The 23612-nt window shown below is 62.5% G+C and carries 26 protein-coding genes; 1 reads left to right on the top strand and 25 read right to left on the bottom strand.

What is annotated here, in order from left to right; all coding sequences use genetic code 11:
* Positions 1 to 3: 3 nt before the first annotated feature.
* Positions 4 to 2592, top strand: a complete 2589-nt coding sequence (locus tag GO608_RS16830) for a [protein-PII] uridylyltransferase (RefSeq protein WP_169200111.1) — start codon at positions 4 to 6, stop codon at positions 2590 to 2592.
* Positions 2593 to 2646: 54 nt separating this feature from the next.
* Here GO608_RS16830 and GO608_RS16825 read toward each other — a convergent pair whose 3' ends face one another.
* From GO608_RS16825 to wecB, 25 genes are all read right to left on the bottom strand, one after another.
* Entirely contained in the window at positions 2647 to 3153 is a 507-nt protein-coding gene (locus GO608_RS16825; protein ID WP_169200110.1) for a TIGR00645 family protein, read from the bottom strand.
* A gap of 101 nt (positions 3154 to 3254) precedes the next feature.
* Positions 3255 to 3959 carry a nucleotidyl transferase AbiEii/AbiGii toxin family protein gene (locus GO608_RS16820; protein WP_169200141.1) on the bottom strand — a complete coding sequence of 235 codons (705 nt, stop codon included), beginning with the start codon at positions 3957 to 3959 and terminating at the stop codon, positions 3255 to 3257.
* Positions 3959 to 4453 carry a helix-turn-helix domain-containing protein gene (locus GO608_RS16815; RefSeq protein WP_169200109.1) on the bottom strand — a complete coding sequence of 165 codons (495 nt, stop codon included), beginning with the start codon at positions 4451 to 4453 and terminating at the stop codon, positions 3959 to 3961. Before GO608_RS16815 ends, GO608_RS16820 begins: the two co-directional genes overlap by 1 nt.
* An 87-nt stretch (positions 4454 to 4540) precedes the next feature.
* Positions 4541 to 6037, bottom strand: a complete 1497-nt coding sequence (locus GO608_RS16810; RefSeq protein WP_247003251.1) for an O-antigen ligase family protein — start codon at positions 6035 to 6037, stop codon at positions 4541 to 4543.
* A 178-nt stretch (positions 6038 to 6215) separates the two neighbouring features.
* Entirely contained in the window at positions 6216 to 6605 is a 390-nt protein-coding gene (locus GO608_RS16805) for a VanZ family protein (protein ID WP_169200494.1), read from the bottom strand.
* A 109-nt stretch (positions 6606 to 6714) separates the two neighbouring features.
* Positions 6715 to 6936, bottom strand: a complete 222-nt coding sequence (locus GO608_RS16800) for a type II toxin-antitoxin system TacA family antitoxin (protein ID WP_169200493.1) — start codon at positions 6934 to 6936, stop codon at positions 6715 to 6717.
* 110 nt (positions 6937 to 7046) lie between these two features.
* A complete protein-coding gene (locus GO608_RS16795; RefSeq protein ID WP_169200492.1) occupies positions 7047 to 7307 on the bottom strand; it encodes a hypothetical protein in 261 nt (86 codons plus the stop codon).
* A 328-nt stretch (positions 7308 to 7635) separates the two neighbouring features.
* Entirely contained in the window at positions 7636 to 8208 is a 573-nt protein-coding gene (locus GO608_RS16790; protein WP_169200491.1) for a PIN domain-containing protein, read from the bottom strand.
* Positions 8209 to 8673 carry a helix-turn-helix domain-containing protein gene (locus GO608_RS16785; RefSeq protein WP_169200490.1) on the bottom strand — a complete coding sequence of 155 codons (465 nt, stop codon included), beginning with the start codon at positions 8671 to 8673 and terminating at the stop codon, positions 8209 to 8211. It lies immediately after the preceding gene.
* 119 nt (positions 8674 to 8792) lie between these two features.
* The gene (locus tag GO608_RS16780; protein ID WP_169200489.1) at positions 8793 to 8939 is read right to left on the bottom strand and encodes a hypothetical protein; all 147 of its coding nucleotides are present in this window, start codon (positions 8937 to 8939) and stop codon (positions 8793 to 8795) included.
* Between the two features lie 368 nt (positions 8940 to 9307).
* On the bottom strand, positions 9308 to 10867 hold the full coding sequence (locus GO608_RS16775) for an ATP-binding protein (protein ID WP_169200488.1): 1560 nt from the start codon (positions 10865 to 10867) through the stop codon (positions 9308 to 9310).
* 40 nt (positions 10868 to 10907) lie between these two features.
* Positions 10908 to 11249, bottom strand: coding sequence for a hypothetical protein (locus GO608_RS16770; RefSeq protein WP_211159630.1), 342 nt, complete (start codon positions 11247 to 11249; stop codon positions 10908 to 10910).
* A gap of 70 nt (positions 11250 to 11319) precedes the next feature.
* Complete coding sequence (locus tag GO608_RS16765; protein ID WP_169200487.1) at positions 11320 to 11490, bottom strand: type II toxin-antitoxin system HicA family toxin; 171 nt, start codon at positions 11488 to 11490, stop codon at positions 11320 to 11322.
* The gene (locus GO608_RS16760; protein ID WP_169200486.1) at positions 11481 to 11708 is read right to left on the bottom strand and encodes a DUF2281 domain-containing protein; all 228 of its coding nucleotides are present in this window, start codon (positions 11706 to 11708) and stop codon (positions 11481 to 11483) included. The genes GO608_RS16765 and GO608_RS16760 overlap by 10 nt, the downstream gene beginning before the upstream one ends.
* A gap of 84 nt (positions 11709 to 11792) precedes the next feature.
* Positions 11793 to 12128 (bottom strand): H-NS histone family protein, encoded by a 336-nt coding sequence (locus GO608_RS16755; RefSeq protein ID WP_169200485.1) that lies wholly within the window; start codon positions 12126 to 12128, stop codon positions 11793 to 11795.
* Positions 12129 to 12461: 333 nt separating this feature from the next.
* A complete protein-coding gene (locus GO608_RS16750; RefSeq protein WP_169200484.1) occupies positions 12462 to 12899 on the bottom strand; it encodes a putative toxin-antitoxin system toxin component, PIN family in 438 nt (145 codons plus the stop codon).
* Positions 12899 to 13189, bottom strand: coding sequence for a type II toxin-antitoxin system Phd/YefM family antitoxin (locus tag GO608_RS16745; protein ID WP_169118927.1), 291 nt, complete (start codon positions 13187 to 13189; stop codon positions 12899 to 12901). Before GO608_RS16745 ends, GO608_RS16750 begins: the two co-directional genes overlap by 1 nt.
* Positions 13190 to 13300: 111 nt before the next feature.
* Positions 13301 to 15145: a nucleoside-diphosphate sugar epimerase/dehydratase gene (locus GO608_RS16740; protein WP_247003249.1), complete on the bottom strand. Its 1845-nt coding sequence runs from the start codon at positions 15143 to 15145 to the stop codon at positions 13301 to 13303.
* Positions 15146 to 15468: 323 nt separating this feature from the next.
* Positions 15469 to 16245: an acyltransferase gene (locus GO608_RS16735; RefSeq protein WP_247003247.1), complete on the bottom strand. Its 777-nt coding sequence runs from the start codon at positions 16243 to 16245 to the stop codon at positions 15469 to 15471.
* 9 nt (positions 16246 to 16254) lie between these two features.
* The gene (locus GO608_RS16730; protein WP_169199810.1) at positions 16255 to 16932 is read right to left on the bottom strand and encodes a sugar transferase; all 678 of its coding nucleotides are present in this window, start codon (positions 16930 to 16932) and stop codon (positions 16255 to 16257) included.
* A gap of 1 nt (position 16933) precedes the next feature.
* The gene (locus GO608_RS16725) at positions 16934 to 18121 is read right to left on the bottom strand and encodes a UDP-N-acetylglucosamine 4,6-dehydratase (protein WP_169199809.1); all 1188 of its coding nucleotides are present in this window, start codon (positions 18119 to 18121) and stop codon (positions 16934 to 16936) included.
* Positions 18118 to 19293 (bottom strand): LegC family aminotransferase, encoded by a 1176-nt coding sequence (locus GO608_RS16720; protein ID WP_211159522.1) that lies wholly within the window; start codon positions 19291 to 19293, stop codon positions 18118 to 18120. The genes GO608_RS16725 and GO608_RS16720 overlap by 4 nt, the downstream gene beginning before the upstream one ends.
* A gap of 167 nt (positions 19294 to 19460) precedes the next feature.
* Complete coding sequence (locus tag GO608_RS16715; protein WP_169199808.1) at positions 19461 to 20678, bottom strand: glycosyltransferase family 4 protein; 1218 nt, start codon at positions 20676 to 20678, stop codon at positions 19461 to 19463.
* Positions 20675 to 22507 (bottom strand): heparinase II/III family protein, encoded by a 1833-nt coding sequence (locus GO608_RS16710; RefSeq protein ID WP_169199814.1) that lies wholly within the window; start codon positions 22505 to 22507, stop codon positions 20675 to 20677. The genes GO608_RS16715 and GO608_RS16710 overlap by 4 nt, the downstream gene beginning before the upstream one ends.
* Positions 22504 to 23601 (bottom strand): non-hydrolyzing UDP-N-acetylglucosamine 2-epimerase, encoded by a 1098-nt coding sequence (gene wecB, locus GO608_RS16705; RefSeq protein WP_169199807.1) that lies wholly within the window; start codon positions 23599 to 23601, stop codon positions 22504 to 22506. The genes GO608_RS16710 and wecB overlap by 4 nt, the downstream gene beginning before the upstream one ends.
* Between the last annotated feature and the right edge of the window lie 11 nt (positions 23602 to 23612).

Raw genomic sequence — 23612 nt, 5'->3', positions numbered from 1 at the left:
GCGATGAGCACCGCGGCGATCCCCACGGACGCAGCGGTTCAGGCCGCGATTGTCGACGCCCGTGCCCGCCTCGCCGACGGCAGCATGCGCATCCGCATGGCCTACGAGGCCCATCCGGCGACTTCCACTGTACTGAAGGGCCGCGCGCACCTCGTCGACGAGACGATCCACCGCTTGTGGCGCGGCTGCGCAATGCCTGCCGACGTGGCGTTGGTGGCAGTCGGCGGCTACGGCCGCGGCGAGCTCTTCCCGTGCTCCGACGTCGACCTGATGGTGCTGCTGCCCGACACCGCCGACGACGCGATGCAGGCGCGCCTGTCCGTGCTGCTCGGCGCGCTGTGGGATGTCGGGCTCGAGATCGGTCACAGCGCGCGCACCGTCGCTGAAGCGATCGACGCCGCCGAACAGGACATCACCGTCCAGACGAACCTGCTCGAATCGCGCCTGCTCGAAGGCAGCCGACCGCTGTTCGAGGAATTCTGCCGGCGCTATCGCGCGCTGCTCGACGTGCGCGTGTTCTTCAAGGCCAAGCAGCTCGAACAGGAAAAGCGCTACGCGCGCTACAACGACACCCCTTACGCGCTCGAACCGAACTGCAAGGAGAGCCCCGGCGGGCTGCGCGACCTGCAGATGCTCGGCTGGATCGCTCGGGCTGCCGGGCTCGGGCGCAACTGGCGCGACCTCGCGCGGCGGCGGCTGATCACCGGCGCCGAAGCGCGCGACCTGCGCAGCATCGAGCGTTTCCTCCAGCACGTACGCATCCGCCTGCACTACCTCACCGGACGCGGCGAAGACCGGCTGCTGTTCGACTACCAGGAAAGGCTCGCCAGCGCCCTCGGCATCGAAGCGACCACCGCCAAGCGCGCCTCCGAAGTGTTCATGCAGCGTTACTACGTCAACGCGAAGAAGGTCACTCAGACCAACACGATCCTGCTGCAGAACTACGGCGTCGAGATCTTTCCGCGGCGCGCCGGCGCGGCGATCGTCATCAACGACCGCTTCCAGGCGGTGCGCGAGCTGCTCGACATGCGCGAAGACGACACCTTCGCCCGGCACCCGTCGGCGCTGCTCGAGTGTTTCCTGATCCTCCAGCAGCGCTCCGAGCTCAAGGGCATGACGGCCCGCACGCTGCGCGCCCTGTGGCTCAACCGCAAGCGCATCAACGCCGCATTTCGCGCCGATCCGCACAACCGCGAGCTTTTCGTCACGATGCTGCAGCAAAAGCGCGGCATCGTGCATGAGTTCCGCCGCATGAACCAGTACGGCATCCTCAGCGGCTACCTGCCCGCGTGGCGGCGCATCGTCGGGCAGATGCAGCACGACCTGTTCCACGTCTACACCGTCGACCAGCACATCATGATGGTGCTGCGCAACGTGCGCCGCTTCACGATGGGCGAGCACGCGCACGAATACCCGCTGATGACGCAGCTCATCATGGCTTTCGACCGGCACTGGCTGCTGTACGTCGCTGCGCTGTTCCACGACATCGCGAAGGGCCGCGGCGGCGACCATTCGAAGCTCGGCACGGCCGACGCGCGCGAATTCTGCGAGCATCACCACCTCGCCCGCGAAGACGCGGATCTCGTCGTGTGGCTCGTCGGCCATCACCTGACGATGTCCCACTTCGCGCAGAAGGAAGACACCTCCGACCCCGCCGTCATCGGGCGCTTCGCCGACATCGTCGGCACCGAGCGGCGGCTGAGCGCGCTGTATCTGCTCACTCACGCCGACATCCGCGGCACCAGCCCGAAAGTCTGGAACGGCTGGAAAGGCAAGCTCCTCGAAGACCTCTTCTTCGCCACCCGCCGCCTGCTGCGCGGCGCGACGCCGCAGGAGGCGCTCGGGCTCGACGACCGCCAGCAGGACGCGCGCGCCGTGCTGCGCTATCACGGACTGCGGCCCGGTGTCGAAGACGCGCTGTGGGCCCAGCTCGACCCCGTGTATTTCATGCGCCATTCGGCCGAAGAGATCGCGTGGCACAGCCGCACGCTGTATTACCGCCCGGCCACGCTCGAGCCGGTCGTCAAGGCACGCGTCTCCGATCCCGACCAAGGCGTGCAGGTGATGGTGTTCACGCGCGACCAGAAGGATCTTTTCGTCCGCCTGACGGGGTTTTTCGGCCGCCTCGGCTTCTCGATCGTCGACGCCAAGGTGCACACCACGCGCCACGGCTACGCGCTCGACAGCTTCATGCTGCAGGACCCGGGCAACGCCGAGCACTACCGCGACGTCATCACGCTGATCGAGCACGAGCTCACCGAACGCCTGAAAAAATCCGCCCCGCCCGATCGCCCGTCCGCGGGCCGGCTGTCACGCCAGGTGAAGCATTTCCCGATCACGCCGCGCGTCAGCATCCTGCCGGACGAGTCCGGCAAGCACTACATCCTGTCGCTGACCGCGGCCGACCGCCGCGGGCTGCTGTTCGCAGTCGCCGAAGTGCTCGCGCAGAACGGCATCGTGCTGCACACCGCGAAGATCGCGACGCTCGGCGAACGCGTCGAAGACACGTTCCTACTCAGCGGAAACGGGCTGTCGCAGGATGCCCGGGTCGTCAAGATCGAACGCGAACTGCTGCAGCGGCTGCACATCTAGCAGCGCAGACGAGCCGCAAGGCGTTCGCGCCGGATCCCCCGAGCGTTACGACTGTCAGTGCCCCTTGCCCTGCAGCCGGTCCATCAGCGCATACAGCAGGCCCGACAGCACGAAAGTCAGGTGGATGCCGACCATCCACGCCAGGTGGCGGTCCGAAAGGTTGCCGACGTTCATGAACGCCTTCAGCAGCTCGATCCCCGAGATCGCGACGATCGACCCGATCAGCTTGATCTTCAGGTCGGAAAAGCCGATATGCCCCATCCATTCCGGCCGATCGGTGTGGGCGTGCAGATCCTCCATCTTCGAGACGAAGTTCTCGTAGCCGCTCAGCATGATGATGATCAGCAGGCTCATGATCAGCGAGATATCCACCAGCGACAGCACGCCGATGATCACCTCGCTGCCGCTCGCCGTCATGACATGGCTCGACAGCTGCCAGACTTCCTTGCCGAACTTCACGAGCAGCGCAAGCAGCGCGAAGATCAATCCGGCATATACCGGCGCCATCAGCCAGCGGCTGCCGAAGAGGAAGTGTTCGAAGGCCGATTCGAGGCGTTTCATGCATTCACTCGCGAAAGACCAGGGCAGCAAATTTTAGCAGCCCGCGGCTTCGCGAGGCGGCGCGGATACCGCTTTGCATAGAGGCGCCCCGGAAGGGCGGATCAAGGCAGCACGCGTCGCAGTCTACGGATTTTCTGCCACAACTCTGCTTTCGGCATCGTCATCGCCATTGCCTCCATACAGCGCTCCAGCCATCCCCGTCGAGTCTGCATGCGGTCGATTGCCTTCTCCAGATCGAGCAAGATCGATTCGCCATAAGCTCCTTCGGCCTTGGTGATGGCCTGTCGGAGCAATCCAAGAGCGGGGGTCATCATGGCCAGATCGATCAGATCCCGGCTAAAAACTCCGTCATCCATCCATCTGTCGGAGTTTGCGAGCAATTTGCTTGTCATCATGTCGAGCGGCGTCAATAGGGCGATACCGCAGACTTCATCGTCCACGCCGGGCGCCGCCAACAAGATGCGCCCTTCCAGCACGATCTCAAACTTGATCCGCTGATCGGCCACGGCAAGCTGAGTTCGTATCCCATACTGGTCAGCTCTCACATCCCCGACCTGCTCGAAGGCAACCGCCCCCTCTGGTGCGAGCGCCAGAACACCGCGGGGACCGGTCAGCAATGATCGCAGGTTGCGATAGCCCGGGAGATCCGAAACGAGAAAGTCGATGTCGACCGATTCACGGAACTCACCATAGCGCAGTGCAATCGCCGTGCCACCCCCGAACAGACATTGGTTTTCCTTGAGAAGCGGCCCGTCGAGCGATTCAAGGACCTGCGCGATATGTCGATGGTGAAGGCGTTCAAACATCACTCGACGGCCCTCCCTTCGGTGAACGCGACACGAAGCGAATCGATCAGATCCCGCTCGCGTTGCGCCATGCGCGCGAAGTCCAGATGGCGCCGATTACGCTCGTAGATCCCGAATGCTTCGCTTGGCGTCAGGTAGTCCGTCCCGTGCACCTGCCAGGCAACTTGCTTCAACTGCGGGTAGTCGTCAAGACAGACACGTGCTGGCAACCACCCTTTGCCGCCCGTCGTCTGCTCCGCAAGCACGGCAGCGTTCGTGGGCGTCACGATATCGACATCAAGACCGAGGGCCGACAGCGCGTTCATGTAGGCCCCCATGGTTACCGACGGTTCGCCCTTTTCAATCCTGTGCAATGTCACGCGAGACATTCCGGCCGCCTCCGCAGCGGCGGTGGCGCTCACGCGTATCGACTTGCGATGTTCGCGAATCTTTTGACCAACTCGCCTGAGCCTCTCGGCCGCAACGATTGAGGGTGCAGGGGGTTTTGCAGGCATAGTGTTTCTCATTGTTATCAATCCGCCTGTTTTGTCAACAATGAGAAATAGATTTCACCGAGTTGGCGGTGAGACTCAGTTCGACGCTCAATCCGCAAACGGATTACGCCCCACTCCCGCGCTGGCCTCCCCCGCCCGGGTTTCCGGCGGCACGACCGGGTCCGCTCTCGCCTGCGCCGCCACAGGTTCCGCAACCGCTGCCGGCCGACGACGCTCCTCCCGGCGACGACGTTCCCGTTCCCGCTCGCCGGGGTGGAAGAACACTGCGGCGAGGAACGCGAAGTACATCGCATTCGCGGGGATGCGCAGGTTGTAGTCGGTGAGCCCGAACAGCAGGATCAGCAGCACGCCCAGCCCCGCGCCGACCTGCATCATGTGCAACGGCCGCCAGTTGCGCACCGCCCACACTGCGCGCCAGCGCAGCAGGTAGATCGCCGCCAGCATCAGCATCAGCACCAGCGCCGGCACACCGCCTTCCATCCACCACTCGGCGAAATCGTTGTGCGCGTGGTTGATGTAGGCTTCGCCGCCGATTTCGGCCGGATGGAACGCGCGGATCACCGCCGGGAACGTCCCGATGCCGCTGCCGAACGGGAAGAACGCCGATGCCGCTTCCAGCGTCGCATCGAGGATCGGCCAGCGCGCATCCGCCGTCGCGTCCTGCGCGAAACGCGCGAACACTGGAGCGAGCCCGACCGCCACCGCCAGCGCGACCCCCAGCGCCGACACTGCCCCGACCATGCGCGTCGCAAAACCGGCGCCGAAATTGCGCATCAGCACGACCGCCGACAACACCACGCCGACCATGCCGAGCGCGATCCCGCTGCGCGAGCGTGCGAACACGATGCCGAGCAGGAGCGCGACGCACACCGCCGCATACACGGCCGTGCGGTTCATCTCACCCTCGCCGGCGACGAGCGCCTTCAGCCGGTGCAGCGCCCCGCCCCGCCGCTGGCGACGGCTCGCCGATTCGTCCAGCGAAAAGATCGTCGATGCGAGCAGCGCCAGGCCGATCGGCAGCGCCATCAGCAGCAGACCCGCGAGGTGGCCGCGGTTCGCATAGGTGCCGATCGCGCTGTCGCCGGACGATTCGTAACCGAAGCGCAGCGCCGACTCCGGCCCCGCGCCGTATTGCATCAGGCCCATCACCGCCTGGAACACCGCGACCGAGACAAACACCATCACCAGCCGCCGCACCCGCGTGTCGTCGAGCCCGACCACGACCAGGAACACCGCCAGCGGCGGCAGCAGCGCCCACAGCGCCTGCTCGGTGAGATAAGGCACCGTCGACAGCGCCAGCCACTCCGGCGCCGCCCCCGCTTCCAGTTGCGCGACGGCATACGCTCCGTGCCCCGGCAGCGTCGCCCCGAGTTCGAACGGCAGCGGCGCGAGCTGCAGCAACGGCACCGCGACCATCATCGCCAGCGCCAGCAGCAACGGCTGCGACAGCCGCTCGACGAACACCGGCTGCGCCACCGCGCCCGCGAGCAGCAACAGCGCCAGCAGTTCCAGCGCCAGCAACGCGAGCGGCCGGCTCGCCTGCGCACCAGCGGCGCGAACACCAGCATCAGCCCCGCGACCCACACCCCAGCCCGCCGACCGCTCCCCGCCCCGTCCATCGTCAAACCATTCATCCGATCACAACCTTCCACACGTCATTCGTTGCCGGACGCACCTGCCTGCTGCACCAGATCCCCTCAGCGAGGAGCGGATGAAGGGTTGCAAGAGCTCGGCTCGGCATCATTTTTACAAATCCAAACTTTCAACTTCGATTTGTACAGCTCGCCCGATGGCGCCACCACAACCATGTCAGCACCAGCGCCACCCCGACCAAGTCCGCCACCCAATCCCCGACGCTCGGATCGCGTCCCGGCAAGGTGGTCTGATGCAGTTCGTCGGCGACCCCGAACAGCGCCGCCGTGAGGCCCACCCAGACGAGCGGCAGCGAAAAGCCGCGCACCAGCGACAGCGCCAGCACGCCGAAGGTTGTCGCATGCATCAGCTTGTCCCACGGCAATGCGATCAGCCCGGCGACCGCAGGGGTGTGCCTGCCCCCGGCGAAGAGCGCGACCACAATCGCCAGGGCGACGAACCTCCATACCAGTTCCCCGCCCGCGGCTGCCCTCCCCGAAGTCCCGGCTCCGGGTTTCATTGCAGGATTTCCTGATACGTGCCCATTCCACCTGCTCCGTTTGTCTTGTTCTCGAATTTTCGACCCGCGCGAGCATATCCCACCATGACAGCCAAGGGTTCTGGCGCGGTCAGGCTGACCGCTTGTCCCATGGCGCCGGTGTCTGCAAAGTCTTTTTCAGTCGAGGATTGAGTGCAGGGGATCGATCCAGACGCTCGACAAAGTCCGCATAGGTCTCTTCACTGACCAGGAACGAAGCCTGATCCAGCACGGCCTCTTCGGCTGCATTGCGTGCCGCGTCCAGGATGAAGTCGGTGCGGTTCTTGCCCCTGAATAACGTCAGCTTTTTCATCTTCACCTGCAAAAAATAAAAACCGCACCACGCTCCACGACATGACGCGGTTATCGGGCCGTACCATCAGCCCCGGGTTCGGAAGGCGTCACACCTTTGTCAACATGTGCTCAAGATGCCGTTGCTTCAGACGCTCGGGTAATTCCTTTTGAACGTAGTCGGCAATCGATTTCTTGCTCTGCTGCAGCAAGGCGATTTCGGATGGCGTCAATCGATTTGAAGCCAACCAGGTACTCTGCCTCGTTGGCCGTGAGGGCGTCTGGCTCGAAGCCGAAGACCTTTGTGAATTCCTCGTCAAACCGCTCCTTGATCAGCCACACAAACTTTTTGCCGGGCACAAGCGCCGGGTTGCGACCTGCATTGACCAGCACCGACCTGGTCGGATTGGACGATTTCCGTATCTACCCGTCCCTGAAAAATCGCGGCGCACACCGCAGCCAATGTTTGCGGAATCGCATTATCCCCTGTCGCTTCCTAGTGGGGTGGTACCCCGCATCAAACGACTATTGAAAGTGCGGAATCGAAGCGCTGCGCGCTGCTGCGAACCGGTGCGAACTCGATCGAAAAGCCTGCCGGTACGCCCTTGGGTGGATGATCAAGCAGGTTTTTCGCCCTGATTGGTCGCCGATATGCGGCCTCAACCTCGTCTGCTTTCCGGGGCCAGTTCAATTCCTGAAACGGGAATCGAACGCGCGTCCCTCAGATCGCTACCTTCCACTCGCGCAACTGACCGACGGTCTGTGTCAATCCCTGCTTGAGCAGCGTGTCCAGGTATTCGTCGGCTGTCTTGGGCGGGTTCTTCAGCGATCGGCGATGGTTGGCAGCAGCCTCGCACACTCGGGCGGCGTGCAGATCCAGTAGATCAAAGATGAAGTCGTCCGGGTGCTGGGCGCTCAGGTTGTAGGGTTTGAGCCGTTCCGGCGGGAAGTCCTTCAGGTTGAAGGTCACGATCAGGCTGGCGCCACCGTGAATGGCGGCGGCAACTACATGCCGGTCATCGGGATCCGGGAGTTCGACAGACGGGATCAGATGCTCGAAGCCAGTGACCAGGCTGTCGCGGATGTGGGCATTCATCAGCGACCGCGTCCGCTCCAGGTCTTCTGCCTTCAGGTCTGGCCGTTGCTTCAGAACGTTACGCGTCCACTCGTCGTGGATCATGTCCGTCCAACGCGCCCGGTACAGATCGGTCAGCGCCAGGCGCATCAGCAGGTCGCGCAACGGTGCCGGATAGAGCACGCACGCGTCGTAGATGACGGTGAAGTTCGAACTCATTCATTCGTATCCCATCTTGAGCGCCTGGGCTTGCTCGGCCAGTGCATCGAGGGCCTTGCTGCGCTCAGCGTCGATCCGCTCCTTGTACGCGATCACGTCCTGGTAGCGGACACGACGGTGCGTGCCGATCTTGTGGAACGGGATCTCGCCGCGCTCCAGTAACTGCACGAGGAACGGCCGCGAGACGTTGAGTACGTCTGCTGCGTCCTGAGTCGTCAGTTCGGCGTGGATGGGGATGATGCTGACCGCGTTGCCCTCACCGATTTCGGTCAGGACGTCGACGAGCAGCCGCAGCGCCGACACCGGGACGCGCACCGGGTGCGACGCGCCCTTGTCGTCGAAGATCTCGATCTGCTGGGTTTCCGCACGGGTCTGCAGGAAGGCGGACAGCGCCCGGCCGCTCTCGCGGGCGATGGCAACTTCTTCGGCCGTCGGCAACGAATGGGTGGGAAAGAGTGTGGTCATGGCAGCCTCCTCGGAGCTTCAAACAGCATCATGGGAGGGATTATAATCGAAATAAACGAATAATCGCAATATTCGAAACGGGATTGCCTTGCTTGGCTGGCAATCAAAAGGACGCCCATTTACACCCATTCCGCCGCCAGGGCGCGTTGCGCCTTGGCTCGTGGGCGGAACAGCGCCTTCATGACTCCTGCCAACTCATTCGGAAGGAGACCAAGATGGAAGTCGCTCACCTTAACCAAAAACAACTGGCCGCCTGCTCCATTCATGTTGCTCTCAAGTTTTCGACCCGCTCAGCCTGAGTTCTTCTGTCGCGATGGCGCGCTGCATCGGGGGGTCCTCCGCGAGTTGAAATTGTCATGGAACGTCGCACAAGAGCGACAAAAGAAGGCCCAAACATAATGCCGGACGAGCCGACATCAGAGGTTTGGGCGCTGTTGCCACCCAGCATAGCCTCGCTCATCCAGAAAACCAACAGGTACCCGCCGAGCGCGACTAGTAGTCCGTTCCAGCAAACCAGTTACCGTTCGCGGTGAGCCTGTCGAACCGCAATTGCCTTGCCGCAACTGGCCTTCGACAAGCTCAGGCCGAACGGATTCATTGGAATGATTTTTCTGGAACGGATTACTAGAACATCCTACGAGGAGGCCGCATCGACCCGCTCGACCTCGAACCCCACCACACTGCGGCTGTCGCGACTGAACTCCACCCCAATCAGGTGGATCGGCTCACCGCGGGCGCGGTACTTGTCGGCGTAGGCGCGGTCGCGCAGCTTCTGCAGCGCCTTGCCTTCGGGCACCAGCTCCACCACCTTGAACTCGAACAGATAGACGTTGCGGTTGAACAGCACCGCCATGTCGATCCGACCGCGATTCGTCACATCCTCCAGCCGAATATCCAGCCCCAGCGCGGCGAAGTGGCTGTAGAACACGCTGGCGTAGTAGCCCTCGTACTGGGCGATCGGGTTGTTGCGGTACCAGTCGTGCGGAATGGTGGCAAAGAAGGCGGTAAACAGCTGCTGCAGGCCGGGGAAATCGTTTGCCGTTAACAGGTCGTAGAGCTGGGGCAGGTGCACGCCGTGTCGCGCCGGGTCGTCGGAGAGCACCTCCAGCAAGGCATTGTTGAGGCTGCTGCGCACCTCCAGGTTCGGGTAGCGCAGCGTCAGCTGCATCAGGCCGGGCAGATAGCGCACCGAATCGATGGTCAGATAGCCCGCTTGGAACATCAGCGCCTCGGTCGGAATCCGGTCGACATCGAAGCTCGACAGCAGCGACTCGAGCGCCACCACCCTTTCCAAGTCCGGCGTAAAGGTACGCCGCACCGTCAGCAAATCGACCAGAAAAGTCGGCGTCCCCGTCTCGAACCAGAACGGCCGGAACTGCCGCTTCTGGAACAGCAACAACAGATCGAACGGGTTATAGACCGATGTCCCCGTCCAGTTGTAGCCGTTGTACCAGGCACGGATCTCGTCCCGATCCAACCCGGGCAGCTCGGGGGCGAACACCGTGTCGACGTCCTCGTCGGTATAGCCACAGAGGGCCGAGTAGCGTTCATCCAGGGTGATGTCGTTGAGGTTGTTCAGCCCCGAGAACAAACTCACCTTGCTGAACTTCGACACCCCGGTGAGCATCGCGAAGCGGATGTGGGCATCCTGGCCCTTGATCACCGAATACAGGTTGCGCAACCCGTCGCGCATCTCGCGCGCGATCTCGGGCCGGGTCAGATTGTCCAGGATCGGCTTGTCGTACTCATCGACCAGCACCACCACCCGCTGGCCATGCACCTGCTCGGCCTGGCGAATCAGCGCCCCGAAGCGGCCGGCAACGCTGGCGCGCTCGACGGTCAAACCCAGTCGCTGCTCGTTTTCCGTCAAGAGCTCGTCGATCCGCTCATCCAGCGCCGCGCGGCTTTGCAACATCCCATCGCCAAAGCTGATCCGCAGCACCGGAAACCGCCGGGTCCAGTCCCATTTCCCATGCGCCGCCAGCCCGCGAAACAGCGGCTCATTCCCCTCGAACAGCTCGGCCAGCGTGTCGAGCAGCAAGCTCTTGCCAAAGCGCCGCGGACGCGACAGGAAGTAATAGTTGCCTTCCTCGATCAGCTGCAGCGCGAAGCCCGTCTTGTCGACGTAATAACAGCCATCCTCGCGAATGCGCGCGAAAGTCTGAATACCGATGGGCAGCTTCTTGCGGGACATGAGGGCCGGCTCCGGAACAGCGAAGCTCCGATTGTAGCCGCTACGCCACGCCCATCCTTCCCCGCACCACCCTGGTGGGCAAAGCACGCGGAAGCGTCTTGGTATTTGGTCGTGTCGCTTCCCAGCCGAGGCAGGCCAGCCAGATCGCACGCGGGATGGCTTTGTGCGCCGTGCGGTAGTAGCTGACCATGCGGCGGCTGATGGTAATCCCCCCGAACGGGGTGGTAGCGCTTTCCTCTTCAATTGCGATGCTTCGCATGGTCTTGCCGATCTGCTCCTGATAGGTGGCAAATCGGGTCGTGAAGGCGGAGACCGTCTCGCGCTCGTCAGGCGTCATTCCGGCAATATCGCCCAGCTGTATCTTCCGGAGCGGAGAAGCCATCTTTCCAGTGGAGTGCTGCAGTAGGCGCTGCCCTCGTCCTTATGCACGTACACGGGATACAACATGTTCCTCACCTCCAATCCCATCCGGCCTGCCGGTAGATGTTGCGCAGCGTGCCGATCGCCACGTCCTTGCGCGGGTGTGGCACCACCACGTGGCCGGGCTTGCCGGGATGCTTGAACTTTATGTGGTCGCCCTTCCTCAGGATGAAGCTGGTATCCAGCAGGATACTTAACGCCACTCATCGCGCAACCGCTGCTGAATAACGTCGGGGGCCTCACTGAACGTCGTCGAATTCTCCAGCCCGCCGCACAGGTCGAGCAAATCGTGACCCACCGTCTGAGCCTCGATACTGGCGTGCCTGGCCCGCAAGAACTCGGCGAAATCGAGCACTTCGGCCAACAGTGGCTCCGGCAGGGAACGAGCGGTTTCCAACAACCGCTCTGTGATGGTAGCCATCGTGTGTTTCCTTGTTCGTGGAGTCTCTTGCGTAGACAGTGGCAAATGCCAACCACTCACAGCGCGCAAGCAAGACGCGATTCATCACAATTGCGCCCCTTCATCCGCGATCAGGAACGCCTCCTTCGCCTTGCCCGCATCCAGCTCGGCCTTCAGCCATTTCGGCATCACGCCGCGGCCGGACCAGCTCGCGCCGGTGGCCGGATTGCGGTATTTCGCCTTCACCACTCCGCGCTTGCCCGCTGCCGGTTTCTCGGCCCGCGCCGGCGCGCCGAAGCCCAGGTCGGCCGCGCTCAGGTTGTAGTCCGCGATCTTCTGCCGCATGTCGGCGATCACGCCGGCAACCTCGGCTTGTCGCATTTCTTCGGCCTGCTGCTTGAGCGCTTCGATCTGCGCGAGGATTTCCTGATACGTGCTCATTCCGCGTACTCCGTTTGTGTTGTTCTCGAATTTTTGGACCCGCGCGAGCATATCCCAACATCGCGGCAAAATCGGTGATCGGCCACGTTTTGCGACGGCTCGCACACCAAGCTTCAGGTGGCACCCGCGGGTTAGCCAGACTAGTAGTCCGTTCCAGCAAACCAGTTACCGTTCGCGGTGAGCCTGTCGAACCGCAATTGCCTTGCCGCAACTGGCCTTCGACAAGCTCAGCCCGAACGGTGTTTAGTTGCCGGGCTAATAGACTAATTTCGACTTTCAGGAGAACCCTGTGCGATCGGTCATCGGTCAAACGGAGCGACGACTGAATCCACCTCACAAACCGCCATGCCTTTTCCAGAACTCCGCGGGGGTGACGATTGGAAAACGTTCGGCCAAAACGAGCAGGTCCTTGTCGCCGGTCACTAGGTAATCGGCGCCCTCGTTCTCGCGTGCCGCAAGCAGGGTGCCCAGCACCGGGAGGTCATTGATATCTCGCAGTTCTGCTTCGGCCGCCGGCAAGGGGTCAATCACCACGGCGAGAATGGAGAGGATGTCCACCAGGTCGTCAATCTCGGTGGCCGACAATCCGTGTCGATTGGCGAGTCGAGGGAGAACCCGTCGCAACTCGTCGAGGATGAAGGACGACAGCACGACATCGACGGAGCCGTGGCGCCACGCAGCCATGATCTTGCCCGGCACGCTACCCGGGTAGGCAATGCCCGAGAGCAGCACATTCGTGTCGAGAACGACGCGCAGCGTGTGCGACGCCATCAGCGCGGCGTTGACGAGCGATGCTGCGCACGCTCGAGCGCAACTGCCGCGTCGATTTCGTCCAGGCCCTGCGCCTCGGGCACAGCAGCAAATCCCGCTTCGATGCGCTCGCACAAAGCCTCGAAACGCCCCTGCATGCGCCGAATACGCTCGAACAGGCGCGCGTCGACCAGGGCCGCCACCGGCTTCCCGTCCTTGTTGATCACCACGCTGTCGTGGCGGTACTGCACCTGATTGAGCATCTCGCCAAGGTTCTGCCTGAATGCCACTGCACTGGTCTGGGTAATCATTGCCCGCTCTCCTCTCTAACCATAATGATCATAACGGTTAAAATGGGCAAATGGGGCAGATCTTTCATCATTACTATTCTGCCCCGGCGCGCTTCCCATCGTGGGTACCGCTCAGCCTGCAAGACACTCCCCATCCGTATGTCTTTGTCGTCCTGTTGCAGCGCAATAGTCCTCACCCCCGCCGGATTCCCATGCCGGAACCGCGTGTTTCAATGCCGCCACCAGTCCATCACGGTCCCGCACCTGCAGCGCGGCATGCAGCGCCTGCAGAGCGAATGCAAGTTGCTTGCGGTCGACGGGCAGCGTCTGGCGGGCGATGTGGATGCGCGGGTGGGGCGTGTCGGCGAAAATCTCCGCCGGGTAGAACAGATCCTCGTACAGCTTCTCGCCGGGGCGCAGGCCCGTGTATTCGATCCGGATGTCGCGCCCGGGCTGGCGACCGGACAGCAGGATCATCTGCTCGGCCAGGTAACGGATCTTCACCGGCTCGCCCATGTCGAGCACGAAGGTGTCCGCGTCGTCGCCGATCGCTGCCGCCTGCATGATCAACTGACAGGCTTCGGGAATCGTCATGAAAAAGCGCTCGATATCCGGATGCGTCACCGTCACCGGGCCGCCGCGCTCGATCTGCCGCTGAAAACGCGGCACCACGCTGCCGGCCGAGCCGAGCACGTTGCCGAAGCGCACCGTCATGAAGCGGCTGCCAGCGCGGCTATCCTGCGCCTGGCAGATCAGCTCGGCCAGCCGCTTGGTCGCGCCCATGACGTTGGTCGGGTTCACCGCCTTGTCGGTCGAAATCAGCACGAAGCGCTCGCACGCGCATGCCGCGGCCGCTTGTGCCATCACTTGCGTGCCGATCACGTTGTTCCGCACGGCCGCCTCCACCTGGTCTTCCAGCAAGGGCACGTGCTTGTACGCGGCGGCATGGAACACCACCTGCGGCCGGTAGCGCTCGAACACCTGCTGCACGCCCACCGCATCGGTCACGGAAAGCAGATGGCGCGCGATCGGTGGCGCGTCGGGCGACTCCAGCAGTTCGGTTTCGATGCTGTAAAGGTTGAACTCGCTGTGATCGATCAGAACCAGCAGGCGCGGATTGCATCGGCACAGTTGCCGGCACAGCTCCGCACCGATCGAACCTCCGGCCCCGCTCACCAGCACCACGTGGTCGCTCAGGCTGCGGCGGATCGCGTCCCAATCCAGCGACACCGGATCGCGCCCGAGCAAATCCTCGATCGAAACCTGCCGCAACTGCCCCGCCGCGACCCGCCCGGCGACCAGGTCCTTGGTCGGCGGCACCGTGCGGAAAGGCTTGCCGGTGGCCTCGCACAGATCGACCATGTGCTGCATCTGCCTTGCCGTGGCGTTCGGCTTGGCGAGCAGAACCAGATCGATGCCGAAGACATCCACGACCTTCGGCAGTTCATCGATAGTGCCGCGAATCGGTACGCCATGTACGGTGCGGCCAAGGCGGTGGTGGTGATCATCGACGAAGGCGATCGGCAGGTAGCCGGCATCGCGGTCCTGCAGCAGATCCCGCACCAGCATCTCGCCATCCGACCCGGCGCCCACGATCAGCACGCGCTTGCCGGTGCCGGGGTCGATGCGCCGGTCCTTCACCCAGCGGTACATCAGGCGCGGGCCGGCCAGCAGCATGATCTGGTAGACCACGAACAGCATCGGCAGCGACCGTGGCACATAGGCCATGCGGTTGAATACGAACAGGATGGCGAGCAGCAGCGTGGTGCCGATCAGCACCGCCTGGACGATCTTCGCCAGGTCGGTCAGCGACGCGAACCGCCACACCCCGCGATAAAGCCCGAAGCCCCAATACACCGAGCCCACCACCAGCAACACCAGCGGCAACATCCGCCCGGCCTCAGCGATGAATTCGGCAGGTACGTGGGCCAGGTTGAAGCGCGTCCAATACGCCAGCGCCCACGCCAGCGCGAGCATGACGAGGTCGTAGGCGAGCACCAGTACGCGCGAGCGCATGCGCTGGAACCAACGACCCATGAACACCGATCCGCCGCCGCTCGCACCGTCGGCCCCGACGAGATCCGAGGCGTTCGACACGTTCGACAGCATGCAGCGCGCGCGCCGCCCAAGCTCACCCAATCCATGCAGCACTGACACACTACCCCGGCTCGGCAGTTGCGAAGGCCGTGATGCTAACAGAGTGGCACTCGAACGACTGCCTCAATGGCGGCCTACGAAATGCTCTCCCGTCGACATCTACATCGCAAAACAAAGCGTCATTGCCAAAGAAAAGCCAGCGATCAGTTATCGGGCCAAAGAACCGAATCGCGAGTACCTACTCGTTGAGCACGCTCACCTACGTAAATGCCCCAAGGCTCGGACGATTTTGCCACGGTCACCCCCGCCCCAACTACTGTACCCGGTTCGATCGTAACCCCGGGCAACAAGGTCGCGTTCGCTCCAATGAAGGCATCTTTCTTGATCCGCACCTTACCCCGAAAAACTTTCCGTTGATCAGCGCTTACCATTGGCCCGGAACATCGCGCGCCGTCTTTAAGCACCTCAGTTGAGGTGATGATATTTGAGTTGGTTGCGATGCAAGCGTAGTTCTCGATTTCAAAATCACCGCCACCACTGATAAAAACACGAGGCGCAATATGAACGCGCCTACCGACTTTCGCCGTCTTGCTCATCACAAGCACGTTCTTGTCGATATAGCTAAATTCCTTCAGCTCAACACCTCTCGGAAACGCAAAAAAAACACCTTGATCGATAAAAACATTGGGTTCCATCAAGCCGAGCTTTTCTCGATAGTATAAACCTCTGATATACATACCCCACATGTGGGGCAGCCCGCGCATGTTTGTCACCAATGCGTATACAACCGAGCTGTAGACCGGTATGGGCAGCGCCAGGAGGAATCCAATAATACGTTCAAAAAGCCACAAGGGCATTTTCACGAATGATCGTTGCAGCAATTTTTCCGCCAGCTGAAGCACGCGCGAAGAACGACCATGTTCTTTTTCCGAGGTTTCGATAACGTGTCGAATCAACCGATGGTCAAAAATTAATTGCATGGTGTCGGTTCAGTTTTCGAATTGGATGTGCGCTTCAAGCTCACGTGGGGGATATGGCAGCGGCGATAATACTTTCCACACTATTCGCGACGAAGGAAATAGCACCACCCACACGGTTATCACAATGCAGGCGAAATACGTCCGCAGCCCCTGGTTCGCCACGTACCATTCTTCCAGCTTGCCCTTGTACGGCATGATCACTTCATCGTAGAAGCGCTCGGGCGCGGCGCTGGCGTGCAGCATGTCCTCCTCGCCCCTGAAGACGATCGAGCCGATTCCCGACAGCCCGGGCCGCACCTTCACGATCTGCGCCTGCGACGCCGGCGGGAACGCATCGAAGCAGCGTTGCGTCTGCGGCCGCGGGCCGACGATGCTCATGTCGCCGAACAGGATGTTGAGCAGTTGCGGCAGCTCGTTGATCTTCGTCTTGCGCAGGAAACCGCCCAGCGGCAGCACGCGCGGGTCGTTCTTCAACGTCACCGTGCCGGTGCCGAGGCTGGGGCTGTTCTTCAGCATCGTCGCGAACTTGTACAGGCCGAACGACTTGCCGCCGCGGCCGACGCGCTGCTGCACGTAGAAGATCTCGCCTTCGCCGGTCAGCCGCAGCGCGATCATCACCGGCACCAACAGCGGCGACAACACCAGCAACGCCAGGCCCGAAAAAAGAATGTCCAGAATTCGCTGCATGTCACATCCTGTTGTCCAGATATTTGCCGGTTTCCTTGTGATCGAACTCCGGGATCATCTCGTTGAAAAGCGCGACGATCTCCGCCTTGTCCCAGGTCGGCTGGGCGCGGATCTCGTTAATGCGCGCAATGAATCGATCGAGGCGGGCGCCGTCGAACTCGGCCGCGTTCTTGATCACCCCGACAGTGTCGAACCGCGCCATGTCCAGCGTCTCGCGCTCGGTGAAGAACTCCTCGAAGTCCTTTTCGCCGGTGGTGTCGCTGGCGAAGAAATACACCGGCCACTTGCGCTTCGCGATCAGCTCCGCGCCGCGTTCGCGCGCCTCGTCCTCGCTGCCGCATTCGTGCGGCTCGTAACCCAGCGATTCGAGGTAGCGCACCGCTATGTCGGAAAAGCGCGTCAGATGCAGCGCCTCGCTCAGCTTCGGGAAGAAAATGTCGCGGTTGTCCCCGAGCAGGCACGACATCAGGCACAGCTCGCCCGATTCCTGCGGCGTTACGAAATAACGTCGCACGTCGTTCGGCGCCGAAATCGGCTGGTGCTTGGCAAAGCGCTGGTTGAAGCCGTGCAGCAACGACCCGTCGGAAAACGCGACGTTGGCAAATCGCGCAGTCGAAATCGGCAGGCTCAGGCTCTCGCGCATCAGGAACATCTCCATGATCCGCTTGCTCGCCCCCATCATGTTCACCGGGTTGGCCGCCTTGTCGGTCGACACGCAAAAGTACTTGCGCGCCCCCTTGGTACGCGCCTGGGCGATCGTCGCGATCGTGTTGAGCACGTTCACCTCGATCAAGCGCATCAGCGTGAACGGATCCTTCTCGCTGCGCACGTGCTTGAGTGCCGACAGGTTCAGCACATAGTCGTAACCGTCCCCGGCGTTCATCAGCGCGTCGAACTCCCGCCCGCCGCAGTCGATCGCGAAAGTGCGGAAGTCGCCGTCGATGTAGCCGAGCGTGCTGCGGATGTCGCGCACCAGTTCGACCATGTTGTTCTCGCTGATGTCGACCACATGCAGCACGCGCGGCCCGCGCTTGAAGATCTCTCGCGTGACCGCCTGGCCAATCGACCCCGCCCCGCCGATCACGAGAAAGCGGCTTCCTTTCACCAGCTCGGTCAAGCGCTTTTCCTCGCGCGCGAGGTCGGTATCGAACAACAGGCGCTCGCGCCCGATCAGTTGAAGCACATTCATTGCTGGAGTCTCCAGAATTCGCTTTCAGGCACGCTGGAAGGAAGATTCACGACGCGATCCTCGAGCCAGCGCGAGTTTTCCAGCCCATCGTGCTGGCAGTCCTTGAACATCTCCAGCGACGACATCAGCCGCCAGATCGGCCGTGTCATGACGCCCCGGCTGTTGGTGTATTCCAGGAGCGCATCACGCGCCTCACGCGAATCGAGCACGATCGCGTTCAGCCAGAAATTCGGCCGCGTGCCCGGCGGCGCGCCGACATAGCGGAGGCCATGCTGTTCGCAAAACGCCGCGTAGCGCTGCGCCACCTCGGCCTTGATCGCCAGCATCGCGGGCAGCTTTTCCATCTGCGCGCAGCCGAGCGCGGCATTGATGTTGGGTAGCCGGTAGTTGTAGCCGACTTCGTCGTGCTCGAACTCGTAGGGATGCGGAATCTTGGCCGTCGTGGTCAAGTGCTTGGCGCGTCGGGCCAGTTCCTCATCGTCGGTCACGATCATCCCGCCCCCTCCGGTGGTGATGATCTTGTTGCCGTTGAAGCTGAACGTTGCGAGCCGGCCGAATGTGCCCGTATGCCGTTCGCCGACGTAGCTGCCGAGCGACTCCGCGGCATCTTCCACGACGGGTATCCCGTATTCATCACAGAGCGCGACGATCTCTTCGATACGGCAGGGCAAGCCGAACGTGTGCATCGGCACACATGCCGCGATCCGCGCGCCGGTCGTCCGATTGAAGGCATGCCCGTCCCGCATTACCGCGTTGGCCGCAAGCCAGGTTCTCAGCGCCCGCGGGCTCAGGCCCAGGGTGTCCCGGTCAACGTCGACAAAGACCGGCCGGGCACCGGCGTAGGTCAGCGCATTGCAGGTCGCGATGAACGTGAGCGCCTGGCTGATCACCTCATCGCCCCGCTCCACGCCGGCCAGTTGCAGGGCGACGTGCAGCGCGGCCGTGCCGTTTACCGTGGCAACCGCAAACCGTGCGCCGGTGAAGGCGGCGATTCGCTCTTCGAACTCGGTCACGCGCGCGCCCACCGAGGACACGAAGTTTGAGTCGATGCAGTCGACCAGGTATTGCTTTTCGTTGCCTTCGAAAACGGGGCGATGCAAGGGCGTCGGGCCGCCGCCGTAGAGGGTGCCGACCAAATCGACGAGGGCGGCAAAGTGGGTGTTATCTGTCATGACAAGAAAGAGTTTGTGAGCAAGCAGGTACTTACGCTTGCTGCACGTACAAGGTTTAAAAAAGCAGGTGAGCCCAGTTTCTTGCGGATCTGCAACTCAGAGCGGCGCTCATCAGCGCCAACAAGAGCAGATCCAAAACCGTGCCACGATGTCGAATTCACGCTTGATCATGCGCGCGCGCCTTCCAGCCAATCGACCCAGCTGTCGGCGAGCTTCTGCCGGTCGAACTCGCGGATCGCCAGCTTTTTGCCGCGCTGTCCCATCTTCTTGAGCGCCTCACGGTCGTCCGCAGCCTTTTCGAGCGCGTCGGCAAATGCTTGAGGGTTATCCGGCGGTACCGCAAAGCCGCAGCGGTTCTCCTCGATCATTCCCGCCAACCAGCCTGGATAGTTGTTGAGCGCCGGCAGCCCGGCCGCGATGTAGTCGAAGAACTTATTGGGTGAAGTTCCGTAATAAAAGGCTGGCACGTTCGCCAGAATCTGCAGGCCGACATCCGTGCTCGCCATTAGCCCTGCGAGCTTCGCCTTGTTGACCGGGTCGTGGAACACCACGTTGTTCAGCCCTTCGCGTTCGGCACGTGCCTGCAGGACGGGCTTGAGCTTGCCCTGTCCGATCAGCAGGATCTTGATGTCGTCACGCCCACGCCGCTTCAACTCCGCGGCGGCGTCGAGCACCGCATCAAGCCCGTTGGCGACCCCGTGCGTGCCGGTGAAGGAGGCAAGTAGCTCGGTTGGCTTGACTGCATCCGGTCGCCATGCCTGCACATCCCCTCCGAAAATTTCCAAATCGCAGCCGTTGGGTACCAGCGCAATGCGTTCGCGTGTGACGCCACGATGTGCAATGCCCTCGACGATGCCTGGTGACAATCCCACCAATCGATGCGCCGAACGATAGCTAGCCCATTCAAGCGCGGACATGGCACTCAGAACCAGCGGGTTTTTGATTACGCCCATGGCCTTGGGCAGTTCCGGCCACAGGTCGCGCACCTCGAATACGAACGGCTTGCCCCGCAGCCAGCGTGCGAAGATGCCTGGAATACCGGCGGTCAGGGGTGTCGTGGTGGCGAATACCAAGTCGTAACGCTCGGTCAGCGCCAGCCCAACGCTGCGCACGGCGAACTTGACGAAGGTCATCGCGCGCTTAACGAAACCGTCGCTGTTCGAATACGCGAGGTCAAACTCGACGATGTCGATCCCATCCACCGTGCCCCGTCGCGTGCCGCCAACGAAAGGCGCGCTCAGCCCGGTCTCGCCCAAGCCGTAACTGCCGCACGCCATGGTCACCTGATGGCCGCGCGCGACCAGCCGCCGCGCCATTTCGTATGAGCGGATGCCTGCCGCACCCCGTGGGGTGGAAAAGTGCTGATGAAAATAAAGGACTCTCATGGTGCCCAGCAATACTCGCTAATCAAGGTTCCGGCCCGATTGACTTCCACTTCGAGCACGGGAACTTCGGTCTTTTCTAGGTAGTAACGCGACTCCCAGCCGGTGACGAGTGCGAAGCGCACCAGCCCTTCGCCGGCCTCGACCCGCAGGTAATGCTTACCGTTGCGCACGGTGTTGCCCTCGATCCACCAGTCGCCCGGCTCTAGTCGCCAACGCAACACAGCCTTGCGGGCAAAACCCTCTACACGGTCTTCTACCCGCAGCCAGTTTTCACGTAACGACACCCGCCGGCGGTGATATGCCCCCTTGCAGTCGCGGTAGGCCGCGCCGAATGCAACCGTAGTGCCGTCGTCCGTCACCGTGTCGCGCTCGCGTGTCTTGAGCCAGTCGCCGAACAGGAAGCGGCTCAGCCGTGGCATCTGATCACGGTCGTCAAACTGCACCGTGTTGTGGCCCGCCGTGCCGGGGAAGTAGTTCAGCCACTGCGCTTCGGTGTTGTAGCTGTAGGTGCCGGCATCGCGCAGCAGGTTACGTTTGCCAAGCCACAGGTCGAGATGCAGGGCGTCGGCCTGGCTGGGGCGATAACGGAAACGCGGATAGCGTAATAAGGCCATCGCATCGCTGTTGTGCAATACCGCAAAGCCGCCCTCGTCGAACGCATTGCTCCAGAGCGTGTCGAGCATTCGCGTCGGCACCTCCACTCCCAGCCAGCGCAGCGGCAAGTTCCATGGCCCGTCCTCCGCGTACGCGCAACCGTCCTCGAACAGCGCCGCGGCCAGTTGGACGCTCGGCCGAAAATCGCGGTAGTCGGTATCAGTCAGTTGAAGCAGCCGGGCGCCGTCGTTGGCGCCCACGTTCGGCGCGTCGCCGTTCTCGACACGCACCAACGTACGCAACCAGCGCGTCGCCGCGTGCGTACGCGCGCGCCAGCGCTCCGAAAACGCCGGCAAGCCGGCTCGCCGACGCCACACCTCGACCATGCAGAAGGTATCCAGCATCACCCGGTGATAGGTCACCGAATACTGGCTGAAGCTGCCATCGTCACCAATCAGCCGCGCCGCGCGGTTCTCCAGCCACTTGCGCCCCAGCGCCTCCCAGCGAACACCATCCCCAAGGCCATTCCGCGCCAGCCAGCTACCGCCGATGAACAACGCGGCAGCCTCCGACGTGCCGTGGTTGTTGTCCTGCGAAACGGCGTAGGCGATGGTGGGTTCGATCCGTTGCAGGTGCAGCCGCACCAGTTCCAGCAAACTCGGCAGCGGCGCCTCCGACTGCCCGAGCAACACCGTCGCCATGGCCAGATGCATTACCCGAATCGAGGCTTCCTGCCCGCACTTCCAGTTGGGCCCGCAATACGGCGGATTGCACCGACACCAATCCTCCAGCCAATCATTCAGCCGCGCAACCGCAGCGGCATCGCCGCCGCGCAAACGCTGCGCGTGGGCAATCACCCAATCGAAGCGAGAGGCCTCCCAAATGAGCTTGATGTCGCCCACCGCGGGGTCGAAATCCGGGATCCGCCACCATTCACGCTCGGGGGCTGCAATGCGCTTACCGGTAAGCAGGTTGCAATGCCAATCTGGCGGCGCATCGCTCACCGCGATCGGCCAATAGCTAAAGAGCCGTGCGTGCGTCTGCCAGGTTTCCGGCAGAGGAAGATCGCGCGCGACCGACGACGGCACAGCAAAAAAAGGGCCGCAAGGCGCCTCGCCCCGCAGGCGGCGCGCGGAAGTCAAGCCCGACTTCACCCGCAGGCGGTACGAGAACGCCCGCGCCAGATTCGGCACCCCGAGTGCGAGCGCGGTACGCGCCTGCGTTGCAAGGCTCACTTGCAAAGCAGCTTCTCGAGTCTAGCGACGATCCGCTCGGCGGTCTTGCCATCCCACAATGCCGGAATACCTCCCCGTTTCCACTCGCCAGCAAACAGCTTGTCGAGCGCGGGCGCCAGCGCGTCTGGGTTGGTGCCGATCAATTCGTTAGTGCCCACCGTCACCGTCTCTGGGCGTTCGGTGTTGTCGCGCAAGGTCATGCACGGTACGCCCATCACGGTCGTTTCTTCCGTAATGCCACCCGAATCGGTGATCACCGCCTTGGCGCTCTTCACCAGATAGTTGAACTCCAGATACGGCTGCGGATCGACCAGGCGGAAGTTCGCCGGCACCTCGTCCAGATCGCGCAGGGTTTTCGCGGTGCGTGGATGCACCGGGAACACCACCGGCAACCCGCGCGTACCCTCGCCGATCGCGGCGAGCAGGCGGGCGAAACCGTCGCCCTTGTCGACGTTAGTCGGGCGGTGCAATGTCACCACGAAGTATTCGCTCGCCTTTAGCCTCAGCTCGTCCCAGAAGCCTGGCTTCTGCAGGCGCGGCAGATTTACCAGCAGCGTGTCGATCATCGTGTTCCCGACAAAGAAAATCCGGTCGTCGCTCACACCGCTGCGGCGAAGGTTGTCGTTTGCGACTTCGCTGGTGGTGAAGAACCAGTTCGTGATTGCATCGGTCACCATCCGGTTGATCTCCTCGGGCATCGTCCAGTCCCCCGAGCGGATTCCGGCCTCCACGTGCGCCACCGGCACGTGCAGCTTTTGCGCGGCGATTGCGCAGGCCATCGTCGAAGTCACGTCGCCCACCACCAAGCACAGGTCGCTCTTGGCATCGAGCAGCAGGCGCTCGTAGCGCGTCATGATCGTAGCCGCCTGCTCGGCCTGCGTACCAGAGCCCACTTCCAGGTTCACGTCCGGCTCGGGAATTCCCAACTGGGTAAAAAAGTCGCCGGACATCCGGGCGTCGTAGTGCTGGCCGGTATGCACCAACCGATACCGCAGCGGCCCGCCTTCCGCCTCACGTGCCTTGAAGGCACGAATGATCGGCGCGATTTTCATGAAGTTCGGGCGAGCGCCCGCGATGATGTCAATGGTTTTCATATATTCCATGT

Origin of the sequence: Aromatoleum buckelii (genome assembly GCF_012910785.2) — a bacterium.
Classification (GTDB): domain Bacteria; phylum Pseudomonadota; class Gammaproteobacteria; order Burkholderiales; family Rhodocyclaceae; genus Aromatoleum; species Aromatoleum buckelii.
The sequence above is the reverse complement of the archived record's forward strand: the minus strand, read 5'-3'. Positions and strand labels throughout refer to the sequence as shown.

Coding starts and splice junctions, on each gene's coding strand:
- GO608_RS16740 (WP_247003249.1), bottom strand. CDS start 15,145: ATGCTCGCGCTGGCGTGGGCGCTGGCGTATTGGACGCGCTTCAACCTG.
- GO608_RS16770 (WP_211159630.1), bottom strand. CDS start 11,249: ATGGCTTCTCCGCTCCGGAAGATACAGCTGGGCGATATTGCCGGAATG.
- GO608_RS16715 (WP_169199808.1), bottom strand. CDS start 20,678: ATGAGAGTCCTTTATTTTCATCAGCACTTTTCCACCCCACGGGGTGCG.
- GO608_RS16790 (WP_169200491.1), bottom strand. CDS start 8,208: ATGAGTTCGAACTTCACCGTCATCTACGACGCGTGCGTGCTCTATCCG.
- GO608_RS16745 (WP_169118927.1), bottom strand. CDS start 13,189: ATGATTACCCAGACCAGTGCAGTGGCATTCAGGCAGAACCTTGGCGAG.
- GO608_RS16820 (WP_169200141.1), bottom strand. CDS start 3,959: ATGTTTGAACGCCTTCACCATCGACATATCGCGCAGGTCCTTGAATCG.
- wecB (WP_169199807.1), bottom strand. CDS start 23,601: ATGAAAACCATTGACATCATCGCGGGCGCTCGCCCGAACTTCATGAAA.
- GO608_RS16785 (WP_169200490.1), bottom strand. CDS start 8,673: ATGACCACACTCTTTCCCACCCATTCGTTGCCGACGGCCGAAGAAGTT.
- GO608_RS16735 (WP_247003247.1), bottom strand. CDS start 16,245: ATGCAATTAATTTTTGACCATCGGTTGATTCGACACGTTATCGAAACC.
- GO608_RS16730 (WP_169199810.1), bottom strand. CDS start 16,932: ATGCAGCGAATTCTGGACATTCTTTTTTCGGGCCTGGCGTTGCTGGTG.
- GO608_RS16750 (WP_169200484.1), bottom strand. CDS start 12,899: ATGGCGTCGCACACGCTGCGCGTCGTTCTCGACACGAATGTGCTGCTC.
- GO608_RS16780 (WP_169200489.1), bottom strand. CDS start 8,939: ATGAATGGAGCAGGCGGCCAGTTGTTTTTGGTTAAGGTGAGCGACTTC.
- GO608_RS16725 (WP_169199809.1), bottom strand. CDS start 18,121: ATGAATGTGCTTCAACTGATCGGGCGCGAGCGCCTGTTGTTCGATACC.
- GO608_RS16775 (WP_169200488.1), bottom strand. CDS start 10,867: ATGTCCCGCAAGAAGCTGCCCATCGGTATTCAGACTTTCGCGCGCATT.
- GO608_RS16830 (WP_169200111.1), top strand. CDS start 4: ATGAGCACCGCGGCGATCCCCACGGACGCAGCGGTTCAGGCCGCGATT.
- GO608_RS16720 (WP_211159522.1), bottom strand. CDS start 19,293: ATGACAGATAACACCCACTTTGCCGCCCTCGTCGATTTGGTCGGCACC.
- GO608_RS16805 (WP_169200494.1), bottom strand. CDS start 6,605: ATGAAACCCGGAGCCGGGACTTCGGGGAGGGCAGCCGCGGGCGGGGAA.
- GO608_RS16800 (WP_169200493.1), bottom strand. CDS start 6,936: ATGAAAAAGCTGACGTTATTCAGGGGCAAGAACCGCACCGACTTCATC.
- GO608_RS16815 (WP_169200109.1), bottom strand. CDS start 4,453: ATGCCTGCAAAACCCCCTGCACCCTCAATCGTTGCGGCCGAGAGGCTC.
- GO608_RS16825 (WP_169200110.1), bottom strand. CDS start 3,153: ATGAAACGCCTCGAATCGGCCTTCGAACACTTCCTCTTCGGCAGCCGC.
- GO608_RS16760 (WP_169200486.1), bottom strand. CDS start 11,708: ATGGCTACCATCACAGAGCGGTTGTTGGAAACCGCTCGTTCCCTGCCG.
- GO608_RS16755 (WP_169200485.1), bottom strand. CDS start 12,128: ATGAGCACGTATCAGGAAATCCTCGCGCAGATCGAAGCGCTCAAGCAG.